Here is an 18,621-nt window from a genome sequence, read left to right as displayed (position 1 = left end):
ACGGGGATCACAGAGCAGCAGGCGCGTGATATCGCTGCCTACCTCTACGCCCTGAAATGATCAGCCCTCGCCGCCGCCCCGGGACCACAGGCCGCGGCCGGGGTCGTAGCCGACCACTGCCGCCAGGAAAAACACGACGAGGCAGGCGAGAACGACAAGGGCGGAAACGGGATCAAAGCGCAGATAGAGCGTGAAGCGTATCAGTTCGACCGCCGAACTGAACGGGTTCCATGCGGCGATCGTAGCCAGCACCGGCCCCGCCTCGGCAAGCCGCCATATCGGATAAAGCGCCGTCGAGGCGAAGAACGTCGGGAAGATGACGAAGTTCATCACGCCGGCGAAGTTCTCCATCTGCGTCGAAACGGACGATACCAGCAACCCGAACGCGCCCAGCATCAGGCCTGACAGGACCAGCGCCGGAAACACGGCGAGGTAGCCTAGAAACGGCGGGCGCACGTCCCAATAACGCGCGATCAGCAAGAACAGATAGACCAGCGGCAGACCGACGATGACGCTCGCCAGCAGCCGCGCGGCAAGCAGATACCAGCGTGGAAGCGGCGCCGTCAGCAACAGGCGCATGCTGCCCATCTCACGGTCGTAGACCATCGCCAGCGAGCTTGCCATGGCATGGAAGAGCAGCATCATGGCCGCCAGCCCGGGGACGACATAGACCTCGTAGAGAACGTAGGTCTGATAGGGCGGCGTGATTGACAGGCCAAGCACCGAACGGAAGCCGGCGGCGAAGATGGCGAGCCAGACCAAAGGCCGTATGATCGCCGAGAGCAGCCGGCCGCGCTGCCGAAGCGTTCGCAACATCTCCCGCCGCAAGATGCCGTCGAGCGCGCGCAATGCGTGGTGGACTTTCATGGCGAGCCCGTCAGCACGGCGAATGCCCCCGCGATGGTTTCGACATCAAGCTCGGGCGCGATGCGATCCGCGCCGCCGGCCCAGCATACCCTGCCCTGATCCAGCACCACGACATCATCGTCGGCCGCCACCTCTTCGAGGAAATGCGTTGCCCACAGAACGGCAATGCCACGCTCTCGGCAAAGCTTTCTCATATGCTGTTCAAGCGCGCGCCGTCCTGGCACGTCGAGCCCGGTGGTAGGCTCGTCGAGCAGCAGCAGGCGCGGACCATGCATCAGCGCCCGTGCGATCTCCACGCGCCGGCGCTGGCCGCCGGACAGCGCGCGGGCGGGATCGTCGATCCTGTCCAGCACCTCCAGGCGGCTGAGTTCCTCCCTGGAGCGCTCCTTGCTCAGCTCCGTGGGAAGCCCATGCAGGGCCGCATGGTATCGCAGGTTCTCGCCGGCCGTCAGATCGAGGTCGAGAGTCGGCAATTGAAAGACGACGCCCATTTGCGCGAGCGCGGCGGAAGGATTGGCATTCATGGCTTGGCCGAAGACCTGCACTGATCCTACGCGCGCGTGGTAGAGACCGGTGATCAGCGAGAACAAGGTCGTCTTGCCGGCGCCGTTGCGTCCAAGCAGGATACACATCCTGCCTTCAGCCACCGCGAACGAGACGCCCTGGAGAACCCGCCGGCTTCCGAAACTGTGACCTAGATCCTCGACTGACAGGGCGTTCATGGGCCAATCACGACGCCCCACGGACCGCGCCCCACCGGCAGTGATTTCACCACCTCCTGATCGTGAAGGTCGATGAAGGAGATGTCGCCCGAGTTGCCGTTGGCGCTGATCAGACGCTTCTGGTCGTTCGATAGCGCTACATGCCACGGACGCTGGCCGACGAGATAGAGGCGCCGCACCGCCAGCGTCTTGGTGTCGACCTCTGCAACCCTGTTGGCCGGGCCGAGCGCCACATAGGCGGTCGCGCCGTCGCGCGACATCTCAATGCCAACCGCTTGCACCCCCTCGCGCCGGATACCCGGCACCTCGAATTCGATCTTGCCAGTTTCAGCGCGTGTAGCGGTATCGAAGACGGCGACGGTGCCCCGGATTTCGGACGACACCCACAATTGCTTGTCGTCCCGCGAAAACGCCGCCGCGCGCGGCCGCGTGTCGACCAGCAGATTGTCGATGAGCTCAAGTGTGCCGGCATCGATGAGATGAACCATGCTCGTCGTCTCCGAAGTGCAGGCGACCGTGCGGCCATCGGCGCTGACTGCCATGCCTTCTGGTTCCACGCCGACGTCGATGGTGCCTGTGACCTTACCTGCCGCAATATCGACGACCGAAACCAGATTGTCATTTTCATTGGCCACGAAGAGCCGCTTGCCGTCCGGATGGACAACGAAGAATTCCGGATCGGCGCCCGAAGGCAACCGACCAACCACCTGCCGTTTGGCGAGATCGATCACATCGATGCGGTTGTCGTCGCCTTCGGCAACGAACAGCGTCTTCTTGTCGATCGAAAGCGCCATCCCGCGCGGACGCCGCCCGACATCGATGGTTGTCTGCAGGGTCATGGCCGCCCCGTCGACGACCGCGACGGTGTTGTCCTGTTCATTGGAGACGTAGATCGTCTCAGCCGAGGCGGGAGGAACGAGAATCAACATTGCAAGGATAACATCGATCAGAACTTGCATGTACTCTCCTCCAGATCGATCCCCAGAGTATCGAGTGGCGTTCGCTGGTGCAGGAAACCCGGCTGTGGCGAGTTGGAGACGAGCAGCCGAGGGCCCGCGATCAGGATAGGCTGGCGCATTTGGCCGTTCCAGGGACGGAAACTCAGCCCCTGTCCTTTGAATCCGGCGAGCAGGAAATCGTTGCTGCGGAGATACTTTCCGATCGCAATCGGATCGAGGCTGTGCAGGCGCGTTGCCGCCTCGCCGATGCTTCGCACGGCGAGCCAGGCGGCGTAGTCGCTGGGCAGCATCCAGCGCCCGGCCTGCTTGTGGAAGCGATCCTGGAGTTGCGTGGCACCCCACTCTTCGTTGACCGCGCTCCAGCCGGTCGCGACCAGACCCTGCGTCCCTGCGACCGGCCGCGGAAATGCGGTTCGGCCTTCGAGATAGGCGCCAAACTCGTCCGCCTCGTCGGCAACGACGAGCACATCATAGTCGCTGACCTGCGTGGCAGCGGGAATCTCGGTCTGCAGCGTGACATGTCCGGTATCGGCGCGCCCGTTGGCGGGCCTGAACGTCCAGGGCTGGTCGATGGTGATCTCTGCTCCGAAACGCGTCGCCGCGCGTCGAAAGGCAACCGCCATCGCCTGGTCTTCGGGATGCGCCCCGACCAGCAGGAACCAGTGCTGCCAGCGCTTCCAGACGAGATATTGCGCCAGCCCGTCAGCGAGCATCGCGCGGCTCGGAACGGTGTGCAGCACGTTCTTGCGGCAATCCTCCTGGCGGAGCCGCTCGTCAGGAGCGCGACTGTTGAACAGCGTCATCCTCTCGGCGCCTGGAGCGTCGCTCGCCTGCAGCAAACGGGCGGCATCGAGATCGGCGATGAGGAAGCTGATGCCGGCGGCCGCGAATTCCTTGACCGCTTCGGCTGGCATCTCGCCGGGCTTGAGGGTGATTTCCTGCAACCGGAATTGCTGACCGAGAAAGCGGCCGGTGCTGGCATTGTCGGCGATGCCGAGCCGGGCACCTTGCAGGCCGTCGTCGGTGACGACCTCGTCCAGTGGCCCGAGCGGCAGAGGCGGTTTGCGCTGTTCGCCGAGATAGCCGATCACCATCGTCTGGGGCTCGCCAAGCCCGGGCGCGACCAAAGCGAGCAGCACGAGAAATGTCAGCGCCAGCCTCATTCGGCCCAAGGCGGGCAAGCCAAGTGGGACGTCAATAATCGGCATGTGCGCTCCAGGATGGAAGCGACCCTAATATTTTGGACAAAGGAATGTTCCTGGATTCCAACAAAGTGAGCCCGCCCCATTTCCGCATTTGGGGCGGGCTCTCCATGCCTTGGACCGGTAGAGGGAGGACCGACCCGACCCCAACTGCTGGAAATTCCGATTGTTCCTTGGCCGCGCTCTTTCCCAAGTCGCAGCCGGTCCCCTGAGCGGCACGCCTGCTCTCACCGCTTCTCGCTTGCGGCTACCGGCGGGCCTGCGCCCAGCTGGTCTAGCTTTGCAAGCGTTTCAATTCTATCAGGAACGATCATGAAGCGTGGCGATGCTCCTTCTCGGCACCGGTCGGTCGACGGTGCTTTTGACCGTTCACTACGACACGGTGGCAACGCGCGATTACGGCGCGCTTGAAATCTGGCCACCCGGCGTGAAGCTTTGACACGCGCATTGCGCGATTCTTTGGCAGGGACCGAAGCCAGCCGCCCGACTAGCTCGGGCCTTTGGCATGCATCACTATGAAACGCACGAGGCGTGACCGCATTCATATTTTCCAATCGGATTACCGGTTGCGCTCGACATTTCACGCCTGTTCGAGGAAAGTTAAGGCTGGTTCATTCGAAAACCGGGCTGGTGATGAAGGAACAACTGAAGCTGCAACACGTTGTAGCCTCCAAGAGTGCCCATTGTCAGGTAATGGCATCGATAGCGTGACCGGCCCGTTCGGCCGGCGCAAGAGGAGAACGCGATGAAGAAGATCTGGAAGAAACCGACCATGTGTCAGGTCGCCGCCGGTTTAGAGATTTCGCGATACCTGCCCGCAGAAAATCCGCCCAAGAAGTAGGCTGCAAATTGCATGTGCCCTTCAACGGCGGCATGCAATGCCTTGTCCGTAGGAAAATTGGACGCGGTTGCTTTTGAGAACGTCCTGCTAGTTCCATAGGGCTTCGGAGCGATGGTATGCTCGTGAAGATCATCGGATCGGGGGCGGGAGGCGGCTTTCCGCAGTGGAATTGTAATTATCGTTTGAGCCGCGCGGCTCGCAGCGGGATGCCCGGCGTTCGTCCACGAACCCAATCATCCATTGCCGTGTCGGGTGACGGGGCAGGCTGGGTTCTCTTCAATGCGTCGCCCGACATTCGCCAACAGATTGCGCAAACGCCTGAACTGCAGCCGCCAGCCGATGCGCCGCCGCGCTCGACGCCTATCCGCGCCGTGGTGCTGACCAACGCCGACGTGGACCATGTCGCCGGCCTGCTCAGCCTGCGTGAACGACAGCCTTTCGCAATCTATGGAACAGCACAGGTGCTGGAGACGCTGGAGGCGAATTCGATTTTCAACGTTCTCGATCCGTCGATCGTATCTCGGCGCCTGCTGGGGCCAACGGGCGAACTGGCGATCCGCGACGCGTATGGCCGCGAAACTGGCGTTGTGGTCGACAGCTTTCCCGTACCTGGGAAGATCGCGCTCTACCTCGAGCAAAAGGCCGGTCCCAGCGCCGATTTCAGTTCCGACCGGGGTGACACAATCGGAGTCCGCATCACTGCGACCGGCAGGTGCGGCGCCATCTTCTACATTCCGGGCTGCGCGCGCATCGATGCCGCCCTGCGCACTCGTGTTGCTGATGCCGCCTGCCTTCTGTTCGACGGCACCGTCTACACGGACGACGAGATGATTATTGCCCGCGTCGGCCAGAAAACCGGCGCGCGCATGGGGCACATCGCAATGTCTGGAGAGGAGGGCTCGATTGCCGGCTTAGCCGATGTGAAAATCGGCCGTCGTATCTTCATCCATATCAACAACACCAATCCTGTTCTCGACGAGAATTCCGCCGAACACGCGGCGGTCAGAGTGGCTGGTTGGGAAGTCGCCAGCGATGGGATGGAGATGGAATTTTGAGCGAGTTCCACGAGGCTGCGAAAGATGGCCTGTCCAGGAGCGAGTTCGAAGCCGTGCTGCGGCAGGTCGGTGAAGAACGTTATCACAACCGACATCCTTTCCATCACAGTATGACCAGTGGCGCTCTGTCGAAAGCCGAAATGCAGGCCTGGGCGCTCAACCGTTATTGCTACCAGGCCGTCATTCCGCGCAAGGACGCCATGATCCTGGCGCGTGCCGAAGATCCGGCGTTTCGCGCCGCGTGGCGCAAACGCATCGAGGATCATGACGGCGACGACGGCTGGAGCGGCGGCATCGCGCGCTGGCTGCATCTGGCCACCGCACTGGGGCTCGACGCCGAAGCGGTCAGGAGCGAGCGTCTGGCGCTGCCGGCGACCCGTTTCGCGGTGGGCGCCTACCTTTCCTTCTGCACCAACCGTACGCTGCTCGAGGCGGTCGCATCGTCACTCACGGAGATGTTCTCGCCCCGCATCATCGGCGAACGAGTGCCGGCGATGCTGGCCAGATACGACTACATTACGCAAGACACGCTGGCCTATTTCAGCTGGCGGCCCGAACAGGCATCACGCGACGCGGACTTCGCGCTCGCCTACGTGCTAGAACATGCCGACACGGCCGAACGTCAGCAGCAGGCGATCGATGCGCTGGTGTTCAAATGCGACATATTGTGGGCGATGCTCGACGCACTTCAGCATGCCTATGGCGCGCCTGGAAACATACCGCCCGGCGCCTTCCGCCCGGAGGCGGCCTCATGACGGGACTGCGCGAAAGAACCATCGTGTCGTTGCGATCGGCGCCGTCACTGCCGAAGCATGTTCGCATCCAGTACGACCCTGTGCGGCGGGCCTTCGCCGTGCTTTCGCCGGAGAAAGTCTTCTGGCCGGACGAGGTCAGCCTCGACATCTTGCGCCGCTGCGACGGGAGATCCACGGTCGGCCACATCATCGCCGACCTTGCGGCCGACTATGACGCCGGTCAGGATGCGGTAGCGGCCGACGTCATCGCCTTCCTGCAGGAATGGTCGGACAAGCTTCTGGTGAAACTATGAGCGAGCCTCTCCTGCCTCCGATCGGCATGTTGGCGGAACTGACGCATCGCTGTCCGCTGCAATGCCCTTACTGCTCCAATCCGCTCGAATTGCTGAAGGCCAATCGGGAGCTCGACACGCGGACCTGGCTCGATCTGTTCTCGCAGGCCGCCGATCTGGGCGTTCTCCAGGTGCACCTGTCCGGCGGCGAGCCGACGCTTCGCCGCGACCTTGAGCAACTGATCGCCGCGCTTTCGTCGCGCGGTATCTACACCAACCTCATCACCGCTGGTGTTGGCATTGCCGAAGGCCGTATTGAAGCCTTTGCCGAAGCCGGTCTCGACCACCTGCAACTGAGCTTTCAGGGTGCCCGTCAGCCGACCACCGACCGTGTCGCCAACCACAGCGGCAGCCACGAAAAGAAGCTGAAGACGGCACACCGCGCCCGCGCGGCCGGGCTGCCACTCACCATCAACGCACCGATCCATCGTCACAACATCGAGGAGGTACCCGAATTCATCGATCTGGCTCTTTCCTTGGGCGCCGACCGGCTCGAGATCGCCAACGTGCAGTATGCCGGCTGGGCGCTGGCCAATCGCGATATGCTGATGCCCGAATGTGGCGCGATAGACCGGCAGGCGGACATCGTCGCAGCCGCGCGCGAAAGGCTCGCCGGCATTATGAACATCGATTTTGTCACGCCGGATTATTTCGCCACATATCCCAAGCCATGCATGGGCGGTTGGGCGCGCGACGCGTTAGTGGTTACCCCGGACGGTACTGTATTGCCGTGCCACGCCGCGCAGACGATTCCTTCGCTTCGCTTCGAACGTTTTGGAGCGAAACCGCTGGCCGACATCTGGGCCGCTTCACCCGCATTCAATGCCTTTCGCGGCACCGAATGGATGCAGGAGCCATGCCGAAGCTGCGAGCGGCGTGAGATCGATTGGGGCGGCTGCAGATGTCAGGCGTTGGCGATTGTCGGCGATGCCGCTGCGACAGATCCGGTCTGCATCAAGTCGGAGGCACACGCGCGCATGGCAGCGCTGGTCGATGAAACCCGGCGCAACGTCGCCAATGCCGCAGGGGACGAAGCTTTCATCTATCGCCGGATAGGAATCGTGAATGACATTGCGTGAACATAGGTCCGCGGAACGATCTCAGGAACTCGATGTGAACCAACGCCGGTCCTGCATAGGGTCACGCAGGGCGACGCCAGGATCACCGTCATCCGGGGGTGGATGGTCGCCATCCGATGGTTCGGCTCGTTCGGGCGAACGCAGCGCTCTCAGATGTCTCCGCGCTTCTAGCCACGCGGACAGCTTGGCCGGCTCGAGCCTTCTCTCTCCTAGGTGCAGGCCCCGCACCTCGCTGCCCCCTGGAGCACGCGTTTCTCGCGCAGAAACGATGGCCACGCGGCGGGTTTGCTTGATGCGGTGCCATGGCGAACCCTACTCGTCTATTCGAATGACGCCAGTCCACACAGCCACGATGCTATGGCGATCGCCTTCGCCCGCAGGATAGGCAGACAACCAGTAGCGCCCTCTCCTCCTCTCTCGGCTAACCGTCGCGGCTTGAGTGCGGCTGCGGGTGAGTCCTGTCTCTCATTGCAGCCCTGCCGATCTCTTCTCCGTCGCGCATTGGCGTCGCAAGGCAGGTCGGAGCTTTATGTCGGTCGCTGAGGTTGGCTCGTGAAGACGCGCCAGTACCTCATCAGGATCCCGGTCAGTTAAAGGCTGCGTAGTAAGACGCCCGCCTCTTGAACAGCCAATCTCAGCTTAGCGGTGGGCGGGACGCCGCGCCGGACGGCGGCGTTCGCGGTAACGGCGCGCGCTGGCGGTTCAAGCGCTGTTTCGGGCCGTAAGAAAAACTGATCCTGCAAACCGGACTTTAGAGATGATTAAATTAGCAATATTGCGCATTGCGGTGTAATTTTGTGTTGCAGTGCAGCATGCCGCCGTGACTCACACTTCCAGGTTCCCGCACGACGGCGTAGTCGGCAGAGCCATCGAGCCTAGGGGGTGCGTGTCGCGGAGAGGCTCGCCGGGCGCCCGGTTACAATGCCTGCTAGCCAACTGTTTGCGGAGACAACAGAGGCCCATGATCAAAGACAATGCCACGGTGGGCGTCGTGGTGCCGATGTTCAATGCGGAACGAACGATTCGCGCGACCCTGAACAGCATCTGCGGGCAACAATACCAGGCGCTGGACATTGTCGTCGTCGACGACGGGTCGACGGACCTTTCTGCCTCGATTGTGGCCTCCTATGCTGAACAGGATAGCCGTATCCGCCTGATAACGCAGTCGAACGGCGGCGTTGCGAATGCGCGCAATCGTGGAGTTGCTTCCACCGATGCGGAGTTCCTGGCGTTTGTGGACGCCGACGATCTTTGGGCCCCATCCAAAATCGCGCTTCAGATGTGCACCTTACAGCAAGGCGGCTCTTCGGCAGGCCTGGCATATTGCTGGTTCGCCGATATAGACGGCGACGGCCGGGTATTCTCATTGCATAACCGGCCCGATGCCGAGGGTCGCGTGCTCCAACGCATGTGCAGGACGAATTTTGTTGGCAACGGAAGTTCAATGCTGGTCCGACGCGCCGCGTTCGAGCGAGCGGGAGGCTTCGACCCTTCCTTGAGGGCCAGGAACGCACAAGGCTGCGAGGATCTGCTGATGTGCCTCAGAATAGCCGAAAGGTACGAGTTTCGCGTCGTCCCTCAGTACCTGGTGGGTTACCGGATGACGAACGCCAACATGTCGAGCGATGTCATGCAGATGCTTCGTTCTTGTGAAATTGTCCTTGCCGAGTTTCGCCAGAAGTACCCGCAGTTCGGGGACGATCTCGACGATCATCTGATCGACATGCTGCATTGGCTCGCCGTAAGAGCCTTGATCTCCGGGCGGCTTTCGGCAGCGTATGGCCTGATGAAGAAACTCTTCCTTATGGAGCCAGGGACGGCGATTTCTCGCCTGCCAAGAATGATGGACATTTATTGCCGTGCCAGACTGGTCCCTCGGTGGGTCAAAATCCGAGTGAAAGGGATGCGAAACAAGAACGCCGAGTTCCAACCCCACTACGCAGAGAGCATCTGGTGAGAATGGTCGTGCGATTGCGGCGGCTCTTTCGCCTGGCGGCGGCGCCAGCCTGGGCTGGGCCGACCGTGGTGGGGCTTGGACTGGTCGCAGCGGTTCTGGAAGGTACGGGTCTCGTTCTGTTCATTCCGCTGCTGCAGAGCCTGGGAGCCTCGCCGCCACAGCCCGGCAGATGGCAGCCCGTCTTTGACAGGCTCCTGTCGCCCATCCCGCATCATTACCTAACCGCCTTCCTGGTCGGAGCGCTTTGCGTCAGCATCGTCCTAAAAAATGCGGTCCATCTCGCCAACACCTGGGTAACCAGATACATCGACGGCCTCGTCGCGCACCGGTTGCGATCCAGGGTTTTCGATCAGACGATAAGTTCGTGCATCGACTACCGTGTCGAGAACAGACGAACGGACATCATCACGACGATTGCCAACAATACCTGGAAGGTTAGCCAAGGCCTGAGCCTGGCCTACCGGTTGATGGTCTGCCTTTGTACCTTCGGCGTCTTCGTTCTCTTGATGCTATTGATCTCAGTCCGATTGACCTTTTTTTCGATGATTTTCCTGCTTTTCGGAGCAATGGCCATTCGTCTGGCCACGCGGCGCGCTGACGAGACCGGCAAGGCCGTCGTCGAGGAAAACAAGCAGTTCGGCCTCAGGATGTGGGAAAGCATCAATTCATTGCAATTGATCCGTGCCTTCGCACAGGAATCCTACGAGCATGACCGGTTCGTTCATACATCGGACAGGGTAAGGCGTCGTCTGTTGAGGCTCGACATGCTTTGGGCGACCCCCGGGCCTGTCTCGGAGATCTCGATCACGATCCTGATCGGTGCACTGGTTCTCATTGCCGAATCCGCAAGCATAGGAATCGCGGCTCTCGCCGCTTTCCTGTCGCTGCTTTATCGTCTCCAGGGGCCCACACGGGAATTGCTGCAGTCGAAGATTGCGCTGGACGGGCTTGCGGGCGCGATTGACGATGTGGACGAGTTCCTGCGCACAACGCAAACGCCGTTTCTCAGCCAAGGCTATCTGCCGGCGCCTGCACTCAAGACGGCCGTCGAATTTCGCGATGTCAGCTTTCGGTATGCGCCCGATCAGCCTATGGCGCTGCAGGATGTGTCTTTCAGTATCCCCGCCGGCAAGACCACGGCAATCGTTGGCGAGTCGGGTGCCGGCAAGTCGACCGTCATGGCCCTGCTCTTTCGCTTCATGGACCCGACGTCGGGGGAAGTCCTTGCCGACGGTATCCCGCTCTTAGGTTTCGAGTTGCGCAGTTGGCGCAAGCGGCTGTCGCTGATGTCCCAGGAGGTGTACCTGTTCAACGACACCATCGCGGCCAACATCGCTTACGGCGATTTCGACGCCGGTGAGCACGAACTGCGCCAAGCGTCCCGCATTGCGAAGGCTGACGATTTCATCCGCTCGCTTCCGGAGGGCTACGAGACGCAGATCGGCGACCAGGGAATGCGCGTGTCGGGGGGCCAGAGGCAGCGGATCGCGCTGGCCCGGACCATACTTCGCAATCCCGACATTCTCCTTTTGGACGAAGCCACCAATGCGCTCGACGGCGAGACGGAACAGGCGTTCCAGATCGCCCTCGAGCAATACTCGCACGATCGCACCGTGGTTGTCATTGCGCATCGCCTGTCCACCGTCCAGGCCGCTGACCAGATCATCGTGATGTCCAAGGGACGGGTGGTCGAGATTGGTTCGCCGGATCAACTTCTGAAGCGAGCGGGCCATTTTTCAAAACTTCACGAGTTTCAAAACGGTCGTGTTGCCATGGGTGCGAACTAAGGCGATGGGCTACAAGATTGTCGAAATCGAACTGTCAAGTCCGCTGGCCCCGATTGAGCTTGCGCCAGAGCACGACGGCGTTGGTCTCATTGCCCGCTGGCAGGGCCGGCTTGTCGGCTTTGAGATGATCGCGCTCGCCTCCGCAGCGATGCTGTCGGCGGAGCGACTGAAATCCATTGCCGATGAACGTTTCGCCGATCGCATCCTGGTCGCGAAGATGGATCAGGAATTGCTGCGCCGAAGACCGGTTGGGCAATTGCCCCTGCCGAGCCTCTCCATCGCGATATGTACGAAAGACCGCGCCGAACGTCTTTCGAGGTTGCTGGGTTCGCTCGAAAGCATCCGACACAGAACCGCTTTTCCGAGCGTCCAAGTCGTCGTGGTGGACAATGCGTCTGTGGATTCGTCCACGCGCGAAGCAGTCGGGCGCTTCAAGGACGTGCTCTATGTATTCGAACCGAGGCCCGGGCTTGATTTTGCACGAAACGCGGCTCTTCACTCGGGCACCGGTGGCCTGATTGCCTATCTTGACGATGACGTGATCGTCGACCGCAACTGGCTTGACGGGCTTGCCAAAGCCTGCCGGGACAATCCCGGTGCCGGCGGCTTTACGGGTTTGGTGCTGCCACTTCGCCTGGACACCGAGGCGCAGATCTTTTTCGAACGAAGGGGCGGATTTGGCCGCGGCTTCAGGCGCAATGAATTCCACAACACCCGTTTCGACAATGCGCTGCACCCGGTAGGGTCTGGTATTCTCGGCGCCGGCTGCAACATGGCTTTCGACCGCACGCTGCTCGTATCGCTGGGCGGTTTCGACGAAGCCCTCGATACCGGAGCACCGCTGCCTGGCGGTGGCGATCTCGACATTTTCTATCGCGTGCTGCGTTCGGGCAGGGCCATGATCTATGAACCGGAGTATGCCGTTTACCACGAGCATCGCGAGACTATCGAGCAATTGAGACGGCAATATTGGACATGGGGACTTGGTATGATGGCCTTTCTTGTCAAAAGCCGTCGGACTGACGGAGAGCTCAAGGCACGTCACCGTGGCATGGTTTGCTGGTGGTTTTTCGATCGGCTGAAGGCGCTGGCGCGGGCCGGGCGCAAGCTTCAAGGTCGTGATTTTCGTTTCGGCATTGCAGAGCTGTGGGGTGGAATCTACGGCCTGGCAGGCGAATATGATCGCTCACGTATCCGCGTGCAGAGAATCCGGGAGCAGAACCGGTGAATGGCGACGCCTTCCGTGTCAGGCAAATCGATCTCGGTTCCGTCTGTGCGGACGCCGATGCGGGAGATACCCCTTCCCTATCGGTCTTCTGGTGGAAGGACTTGCCGCTGGGAATGCGAGCGTCCTTGCCTGACGAATTGCCCTACAGCGAGGCACGTCTGCGGCAGTTCGCGGCGGAATTTTCGGCAGCACAATTGGCCGCCCGCAGCACCCCGCTGGGCGCCCCCTTGCGGGCGACCTATGAAGGATCGCCAAAGTCCGCTCTCTGTTTGACGGCGGCGCTCGAGGCCAAGGACCTTGTCGGCCGCCTTGATGAACTTGCAACTGCGTCTTCCGCGTCGGCCCGGCACATCTCAGTCGTAATTTGCACGCGCGACCGCGGCCCCGCCCTGGCGGAGTGCCTTCAAAGCGTTGCAAGGCAACGCAGCGCCCCGGGCGAAGTCATCGTCGTTGATAACTCCCGCGACGGCAACGCTCGGCTGGTATGTGTCGGCTTTCCTGAGGTCCGTTACGTTCATGAGCCGCGGCCCGGATTGAGTGTTGCCCGATCCGCCGGCATCCGGGAAAGCCGTCAAGACATCATTGCGTTCACGGACGACGACGTCGAGGTTCATGCTGGCTGGACTGCCGAAATCGCACGCGCCTTTGAAGAAAGGGACGTCGAGGCACTGACGGGCCTGGTGCTGCCAGCGCGGCTCGATACGATCGCCCAACGCCGTTTCCAGTTCGACATGGGCGGTTTTGGGACCACCTTCGTGCCGCTTCTCTTCGACCACCGCTTCTTCGAAGAGACTCGGCCAAGCGGAGCGCATGTCTGGAAAATCGGCGCTGGAGCCAACATGGCCTTCCGGCGATCGGCCTTCGATCGGGTAGGCTCGTTCGACGAGCGCCTCGGCGCCGGTGCTGCCGGATGTTCCGAAGATTCGGAGCTATGGTACCGGCTGCTGGCCACAGGAGGGACTTGCCTGTATGAACCTCGCGCCGTTGTCTTCCATCATCATCGCCGCGACTGGCCGGGCCTCAGGCGGCAAATAAGAGCCTACATGAAGGGCCACGTCGCAGCTCTTGTGACGCAATATGACAATTTTGGCGATCGCGGAAACATCGATCGCATCTGGAAGCAGTTGCCCGCATATTTCTTGAGAACATTCGTCAAGGCGCTTTTCGAAGGCCCCCCCGGCAGGAACAGTATCCTCGCGGCGGAAGTCGAAGGCTGGCTGGCTGGTCTTCAATTCCTCGTCCGTTTCGGCTGGCGAAAACGGCGAACATCAAATTGGTTGAGGAAGAAAATCGATGATCCGCAAGGCGCCGCTCGGACGATTCCTGTCTCGAAATCCGTTTCCAAACGCTCTGACGGACGGGCTTTTCTACCGTGAGAAGATGCGCGCAATTCACCGCGTCGCGCCCGCGGCAATCGACGGGCCCGGCCGGATACTGGAAATTGGAGGCGGGCGCAGCGGGATGGCAAGTATCCTCTATCCGAACGCTGAAGTCGTTAACCTCGATCTCGATCCCGAGTTGGGCAACTACCAGCCAGATTGGGCGAGGTCGACCTTCGTCTGCGGCGATGCCTGTGACCTCCCCTTCGCGAATGACAGTTTCGACGTGGCGACGCTCTTCGACGTGCTTGAACACATCGAGGATGACCGTAGTGCCGCACAAGAGGCCTTGAGGGTCGTGCGCCCAGGCGGGTATGTTCTTGTCTCGACGCCACATGCGGAGTGGCATTACCCTTATTTCCGCTTCATGAAGCCCTATTGCCCGCATGAAAGCGAACTGATGCAGGAATGGGGTCACGTTCGGCGCGGCTACCGGGATCCCGAACTCGCAGCGCTCTTCGACCGTGTGCCGGAACGCCGCGCCACATTTATCAACCCCGTGACGGCACTGTTTCACGACATCGCATTTTCTCGTTTCGGACGCCGTCGCCGCAAGATACTTTACGCTCTAGCGGCGCCGATAACGGCTGTCGGATACGTGCTGCACCAACGCTCGACACGCGGCACGGAGACGGCTTTTTCCTGGCGCAAATGAATTTTTGGGGCATTTGATGGGCCGCCGCTCTTCCCTCGTCATCGCCCTCTTCCCATGGGGCGACGTCGTGGAGGAATTCCTCGATCCGATAGGATTGCGGCTTAAGGATTTCGTCGAACAGATGACTGGCGGCTGGCTTTTCGGTTACGCCTCCGCTCTGCAATTGGCCGGGCATAGGCCGGTCATCGTGTGCGCTTCCGAAAATGCTTCGCAGATAGAATGCCACTACCATGCCGGCACGGGCGCGCCGATCTGGATCGTTCCCGGCGCGCGTGCGCGCCAAGGTCACTCCGCAGCGGCTCACAGTCTGCGGCGCTGGTCCGCGACGCCGCTCCCGGCGTTCCGGAAGGTGCTCGCCCGATCGCAATGTGATGCAATTCTCGTTCAGGAATATGAATATACGCGGTTCGATGCGCTTGCCTGGCTGGCAGTCCGGATGCGGATTCCGCTCTATGCAACGTTCCAGGGCGGCGACCGGACGCTCTCGTGGATAGAGGCGATCGCCAGGCAGGCTTCTCTCCGTGCCTGCAGCGGCCTGATCGTCGCATCGGCAGCGGAGCGTGAACGCCTCGCCAAAGCTTACCCGCACATGGCGCTCAACATCGCAAATATCCCCAACCCCATCGATTGCGGAGAGTGGATAGCAATCGAGCGTCGGCAGGCGCGGCAAGATCTCGGTTTGGCGAGCGGGAATTTCATCGTTCTCAACCACGGACGCATCGACGTTCGCCGGAAGGGGCTCGATGTGCTCCTGAACGCATGGTCCCTCTTTTCGGGCGATGCTTCGTCCGAACTGGTTATCATCGGCTCGGGGCAGGACCGAGACGTTTTTGCCAGGCTGTTGAGCGAGGCCGCTCTACCCAATGCGAGATGGCTTTGCGACTACACCACGGACCGGGCTTTGATACGGCGTTGGCTTTCGGCGGCGGATGCCTATGTCACAGCGTCCCGCACCGAAGGTATGCCCGTTGCGCCGTTGGAGGCGATGGCCTGCGGCCTTCCGATCGTTGCCACCGACGCACAGGGCCTACCCGACATCTTGGCAAACGGCGAGGCATCCGGCGGCCTCATTGTACCAAGGGACGAGCCGGCGGCCATTGCACAGGCGCTGAAGAAACTTAACGACGATCCGATTATGCGAGAGCGCCTCGGACAGGCGGCGCGAAAGCGGATAGAGGGAAATTTTTCGCTCGGCGCGGTTGCTGGCGCACTTGATCGCTTGCTGACCGCGCGGTAGCCCACATCCGCTATATTTTTTCCAATCGGCTGCGATACCAAGCCAGTGCTGTTTCGACGATCCTGTCGATGCCCGATTGTTCGGGCACCCAACCGAGTTCCCGCTCGGCCTTGCCGGCCGCGGCAACAAGCGCTGGCGGGTCGCCTGGCCTGCGCGGCCCGTAAGCCACCGGAAGCGGTATTCCCGAAGTCCGTCTGACGGCGTCGACCAGTTCGGCCACCGTTGTACCGGCTCCGGTTCCGAGGTTGTAGACGTGGACGCCCTTGTTCCGGAGAAGCTTCTCCCCTGCCAGGACGTGGGCGCGCGCGAGATCGACAACGTGGACGTAGTCCCGCACGGCGGTTCCGTCGCGGGTATCGAAATCGGCTCCGTTGATGACGAAGGTGCGGCCTGGCCTCACTGTCGCCTCTATGGCGAGCGGAATGACATGTGTTTCCGGTTCATGCTTTTCGCCGATTTCGCCGTCGGGGTCGCATCCGGCCGCATTGAAATACCGAAGCACGACCGCATTGAGGCCACGAGCAAGCGAGATATCCTCGACCATTCTCTCTATGATGAATTTGGACCAGCCGTAGGGATTGATGGGCGACTGCCGATGCGTTTCGTCTATCGGAGACCGCGTCGGAATCCCGTAAGTTGCGCAGGTGCTCGAAAAGATCAGCTTGTCCAGGCCGGCCTTCAGCATTTCCTCGAGCAGGACCAACGTGCCGAAACTGTTGTTTCGGTAGTAAAGCTCCGGCCGCTCGACTGACTCGCCAACGTAAGCGTAGGCAGCGAAATGCGCCACGGCGTCCGGCCGATACTGGTCCAGGGCGGCCCCCACAGCCGCCGCGTCGGAAATATCGCCTTCGATCAACGGTCCCCATTTCACCGCGTCGCGCCAGCCGCGCGAAAGGTTGTCAAAGGCAACAACCGCCCATCCCGATTCCGCAAACGCCTTGCAGCAGTGCGACCCGATATAGCCGGCTCCGCCAGTGACCAGGACCGTCTTCATTCGGCTGCGGCGGGCCGAATGTGCCCAGATGAAACCACGTCCTCGAAATACGCAATGGTCTTTGCAAGGCCAGCACGCAATGCAGTTCTTGGCTTCCATTTGAGTTCGCGGGAAGCATATCGGATGTCGGGCTGCCGCTGCTTTGGATCGTCCACGGGTAGAGGCGAGAACCTGATCTTCGATCGGCTTCCGATAAGTTCGATCACCAGATTCGCGAGCTCGAGCATCGTGAATTCCGCCGGGTTGCCGAGATTGACAGGACCGGTGATATCGTCGGCCGTCTGCATAAGACGTACCAGACCGTCGATGAGGTCCTCGACATAGCAGAATGAACGCGTCTGCTGGCCAGTGCCGTAGACCGTTATCGGTTTGTTTTGCAGCGCCTGCACGATGAAATTGGAAACGACACGACCGTCGTCGGGACGCATCCTTGGACCGTAGGTATTGAAAATACGGGCTACCTTGATCCTCAGCTTGTGCTGTCGTAAATAGTCAAAAAACAGGGTCTCGGCACATCGCTTGCCTTCGTCATAACAGGAACGAGGGCCAATCGGGTTCACTCTGCCCCAATAGTCTTCTATCTGCGGATGAACTTCGGGGTCGCCGTAGACTTCGGAGGTGGATGCCTGCAGAATCTTTGCGCGAACCCGCTTGGCCAGGCCGAGCATATTGATCGCGCCATGGACGCTGGTCTTGGTCGTCTGGACGGGGTCGGACTGATAGTGGACGGGGCTCGCCGGACAGGCGAGATTGTATATTTCGTCAACCTCTACGTAGAGTGGAAATGTCACGTCATGACGAATAATCTCGAACGATCGGTCTTCGAGGAGATGAGAGACGTTTCTGCGGCTTCCTGTGAAGAAGTTATCTGCGCAAACTACCTGATGACCCTCAGCAAGGAGCCGCTCGCACAAAAATGATCCCAGGAAACCTGCGCCGCCTGTCACCAAGATTTGTTTCGCCTGCTGCATTTTCAGGGTCTCCGGCTTAATCTTAGACACGACTAATATAATAACCTGACGCAGGGCCATATGCCACCGGCCTGCTTTCAATTTACGTTACGGGCAAGACATTGTTCTCGATGGACCAGGGGCTGCGATTATCGCTCACAGGCGGCAGGAGCGTCCTATTTGCACGCCAGGGCAGCCCTTCTGCAGTCAAAGCTGGACATCAGGCTTTCCCCTTGATGGGGCGCCTGCTATTTCGAACGCGTTCACAGAAAGTGCCACGCGTTCGGACAGCTGATTAGCGGATCAAGGTGATGAAGAGCGACACACTCTCCTACCCTCCACGTGGCATGTCGCGGGATGAAGCTGCCCGCTACGTCGGCGTAGGCGTAACAGAATTCGACCAGATGGTCTTGGACGGGGGATACCAAAGCCAAAGAAAATCGACAGTCCTGTGATCTGGGATCGCCTTAAAACTGGAGGCTGCGTTCGCGGATCTGCCCGGCGACGATGACGACAATATCGTCGACTTTTCTCTTGAAAGGGAATCATCGAGGGCAATAATCTGGTTCTGCCATGGAACAGCGTCTTAAATCCCCAGGTGTGTCCTCCTGGACTGGATTGA

The 18,621-nt window shown here is 60.7% G+C and carries 17 protein-coding genes and 1 pseudogene; 12 read left to right on the top strand and 6 right to left on the bottom strand.

Annotation, left to right across the window (positions count from 1 at the left end; all coding sequences use genetic code 11):
* Window positions 1–60: 60 nt before the first annotated feature.
* The 4 genes from FJ950_RS28090 to FJ950_RS28075 are packed head-to-tail and all read right to left on the bottom strand — an operon-like array spanning window position 61 to window position 3,756.
* On the bottom strand, window positions 61–867 hold the full coding sequence (locus FJ950_RS28090; protein ID WP_140620316.1) for an ABC transporter permease: 807 nt from the start codon (window positions 865–867) through the stop codon (window positions 61–63).
* Window positions 864–1,589 (bottom strand): ABC transporter ATP-binding protein, encoded by a 726-nt coding sequence (locus tag FJ950_RS28085; RefSeq protein WP_140620314.1) that lies wholly within the window; start codon window positions 1,587–1,589, stop codon window positions 864–866. The genes FJ950_RS28090 and FJ950_RS28085 overlap by 4 nt, the downstream gene beginning before the upstream one ends.
* Window positions 1,586–2,548 (bottom strand): PQQ-dependent catabolism-associated beta-propeller protein, encoded by a 963-nt coding sequence (locus tag FJ950_RS28080; protein WP_140620312.1) that lies wholly within the window; start codon window positions 2,546–2,548, stop codon window positions 1,586–1,588. The genes FJ950_RS28085 and FJ950_RS28080 overlap by 4 nt, the downstream gene beginning before the upstream one ends.
* The gene (locus FJ950_RS28075; protein ID WP_140620310.1) at window positions 2,536–3,756 is read right to left on the bottom strand and encodes an ABC transporter substrate-binding protein; all 1,221 of its coding nucleotides are present in this window, start codon (window positions 3,754–3,756) and stop codon (window positions 2,536–2,538) included. The genes FJ950_RS28080 and FJ950_RS28075 overlap by 13 nt, the downstream gene beginning before the upstream one ends.
* A 739-nt stretch (window positions 3,757–4,495) precedes the next feature.
* Between FJ950_RS28075 and FJ950_RS28070 the strand changes: the two genes are divergently transcribed.
* The 11 genes from FJ950_RS28070 (at window position 4,496) to FJ950_RS28020 (ending at window position 16,055) form a co-directional block, all read left to right on the top strand.
* Entirely contained in the window at window positions 4,496–4,591 is a 96-nt protein-coding gene (locus FJ950_RS28070) for a pyrroloquinoline quinone precursor peptide PqqA (protein WP_140620309.1), read from the top strand.
* A gap of 116 nt (window positions 4,592–4,707) precedes the next feature.
* Window positions 4,708–5,646, top strand: a complete 939-nt coding sequence (pqqB, locus tag FJ950_RS28065) for a pyrroloquinoline quinone biosynthesis protein PqqB (protein ID WP_140620307.1) — start codon at window positions 4,708–4,710, stop codon at window positions 5,644–5,646.
* Entirely contained in the window at window positions 5,643–6,401 is a 759-nt protein-coding gene (gene pqqC, locus FJ950_RS28060; protein ID WP_140620305.1) for a pyrroloquinoline-quinone synthase PqqC, read from the top strand. The genes pqqB and pqqC overlap by 4 nt, the downstream gene beginning before the upstream one ends.
* Entirely contained in the window at window positions 6,398–6,694 is a 297-nt protein-coding gene (gene pqqD / locus FJ950_RS28055; protein ID WP_140620303.1) for a pyrroloquinoline quinone biosynthesis peptide chaperone PqqD, read from the top strand. The genes pqqC and pqqD overlap by 4 nt, the downstream gene beginning before the upstream one ends.
* The gene (gene pqqE / locus FJ950_RS28050) at window positions 6,691–7,812 is read left to right on the top strand and encodes a pyrroloquinoline quinone biosynthesis protein PqqE (RefSeq protein ID WP_140620301.1); all 1,122 of its coding nucleotides are present in this window, start codon (window positions 6,691–6,693) and stop codon (window positions 7,810–7,812) included. The genes pqqD and pqqE overlap by 4 nt, the downstream gene beginning before the upstream one ends.
* A gap of 961 nt (window positions 7,813–8,773) precedes the next feature.
* Window positions 8,774–9,769, top strand: coding sequence for a glycosyltransferase family A protein (locus FJ950_RS28045; RefSeq protein ID WP_140620300.1), 996 nt, complete (start codon window positions 8,774–8,776; stop codon window positions 9,767–9,769).
* 68 nt (window positions 9,770–9,837) lie between these two features.
* Window positions 9,838–11,556 carry an ABC transporter ATP-binding protein gene (locus FJ950_RS28040; protein ID WP_246677796.1) on the top strand — a complete coding sequence of 573 codons (1,719 nt, stop codon included), beginning with the start codon at window positions 9,838–9,840 and terminating at the stop codon, window positions 11,554–11,556.
* A 4-nt stretch (window positions 11,557–11,560) separates the two neighbouring features.
* A complete protein-coding gene (locus tag FJ950_RS28035) occupies window positions 11,561–12,784 on the top strand; it encodes a glycosyltransferase (RefSeq protein WP_140620298.1) in 1,224 nt (407 codons plus the stop codon).
* Entirely contained in the window at window positions 12,781–14,160 is a 1,380-nt protein-coding gene (locus FJ950_RS28030; protein ID WP_140620296.1) for a glycosyltransferase, read from the top strand. The genes FJ950_RS28035 and FJ950_RS28030 overlap by 4 nt, the downstream gene beginning before the upstream one ends.
* Window positions 14,078–14,818 carry a class I SAM-dependent methyltransferase gene (locus FJ950_RS28025; protein ID WP_140620294.1) on the top strand — a complete coding sequence of 247 codons (741 nt, stop codon included), beginning with the start codon at window positions 14,078–14,080 and terminating at the stop codon, window positions 14,816–14,818. Before FJ950_RS28030 ends, FJ950_RS28025 begins: the two co-directional genes overlap by 83 nt.
* 16 nt (window positions 14,819–14,834) lie before the next feature.
* Entirely contained in the window at window positions 14,835–16,055 is a 1,221-nt protein-coding gene (locus tag FJ950_RS28020) for a glycosyltransferase family 4 protein (protein WP_140620292.1), read from the top strand.
* 10 nt (window positions 16,056–16,065) lie between these two features.
* Here the strand turns inward: FJ950_RS28020 and galE are convergent, their stop codons facing one another.
* Together galE and FJ950_RS28010 are read right to left on the bottom strand one after the other, a co-directional pair.
* On the bottom strand, window positions 16,066–17,049 hold the full coding sequence (gene galE / locus FJ950_RS28015) for a UDP-glucose 4-epimerase GalE (RefSeq protein WP_140620290.1): 984 nt from the start codon (window positions 17,047–17,049) through the stop codon (window positions 16,066–16,068).
* Window positions 17,046–18,020, bottom strand: coding sequence for a UDP-glucuronic acid decarboxylase family protein (locus tag FJ950_RS28010; RefSeq protein ID WP_140620288.1), 975 nt, complete (start codon window positions 18,018–18,020; stop codon window positions 17,046–17,048). The genes galE and FJ950_RS28010 overlap by 4 nt, the downstream gene beginning before the upstream one ends.
* A gap of 290 nt (window positions 18,021–18,310) precedes the next feature.
* Between FJ950_RS28010 and FJ950_RS29985 the strand changes: the two are divergent.
* Window positions 18,311–18,589, top strand: a pseudogene (locus FJ950_RS29985) (hypothetical protein).
* Window positions 18,590–18,621 lie beyond the last annotated feature (32 nt).

Origin of the sequence: Mesorhizobium sp. B2-3-14, assembly GCF_006442175.1 — a bacterium.
GTDB lineage: Bacteria > Pseudomonadota > Alphaproteobacteria > Rhizobiales > Rhizobiaceae > Mesorhizobium > Mesorhizobium australicum.
Note: the sequence above shows the minus strand (reverse complement) of the source record. Positions and strands in the feature narration are given on the sequence as shown.

What these genes read in the sequence shown, in the direction of transcription:
- FJ950_RS28090 (WP_140620316.1), bottom strand. Translation starts at nt 867, where the DNA reads ATGAAAGTCCACCACGCATTGCGCGCGCTCGACGGCATCTTGCGGCGG.
- FJ950_RS28085 (WP_140620314.1), bottom strand. Translation starts at nt 1,589, where the DNA reads ATGAACGCCCTGTCAGTCGAGGATCTAGGTCACAGTTTCGGAAGCCGG.
- FJ950_RS28080 (WP_140620312.1), bottom strand. Translation starts at nt 2,548, where the DNA reads ATGCAAGTTCTGATCGATGTTATCCTTGCAATGTTGATTCTCGTTCCT.
- FJ950_RS28075 (WP_140620310.1), bottom strand. Translation starts at nt 3,756, where the DNA reads ATGCCGATTATTGACGTCCCACTTGGCTTGCCCGCCTTGGGCCGAATG.
- FJ950_RS28070 (WP_140620309.1), top strand. Translation starts at nt 4,496, where the DNA reads ATGAAGAAGATCTGGAAGAAACCGACCATGTGTCAGGTCGCCGCCGGT.
- pqqB (WP_140620307.1), top strand. Translation starts at nt 4,708, where the DNA reads ATGCTCGTGAAGATCATCGGATCGGGGGCGGGAGGCGGCTTTCCGCAG.
- pqqD (WP_140620303.1), top strand. Translation starts at nt 6,398, where the DNA reads ATGACGGGACTGCGCGAAAGAACCATCGTGTCGTTGCGATCGGCGCCG.
- pqqE (WP_140620301.1), top strand. Translation starts at nt 6,691, where the DNA reads ATGAGCGAGCCTCTCCTGCCTCCGATCGGCATGTTGGCGGAACTGACG.
- FJ950_RS28045 (WP_140620300.1), top strand. Translation starts at nt 8,774, where the DNA reads ATGATCAAAGACAATGCCACGGTGGGCGTCGTGGTGCCGATGTTCAAT.
- FJ950_RS28035 (WP_140620298.1), top strand. Translation starts at nt 11,561, where the DNA reads ATGGGCTACAAGATTGTCGAAATCGAACTGTCAAGTCCGCTGGCCCCG.
- FJ950_RS28025 (WP_140620294.1), top strand. Translation starts at nt 14,078, where the DNA reads ATGATCCGCAAGGCGCCGCTCGGACGATTCCTGTCTCGAAATCCGTTT.
- FJ950_RS28020 (WP_140620292.1), top strand. Translation starts at nt 14,835, where the DNA reads ATGGGCCGCCGCTCTTCCCTCGTCATCGCCCTCTTCCCATGGGGCGAC.
- galE (WP_140620290.1), bottom strand. Translation starts at nt 17,049, where the DNA reads ATGAAGACGGTCCTGGTCACTGGCGGAGCCGGCTATATCGGGTCGCAC.
- FJ950_RS28010 (WP_140620288.1), bottom strand. Translation starts at nt 18,020, where the DNA reads ATGCAGCAGGCGAAACAAATCTTGGTGACAGGCGGCGCAGGTTTCCTG.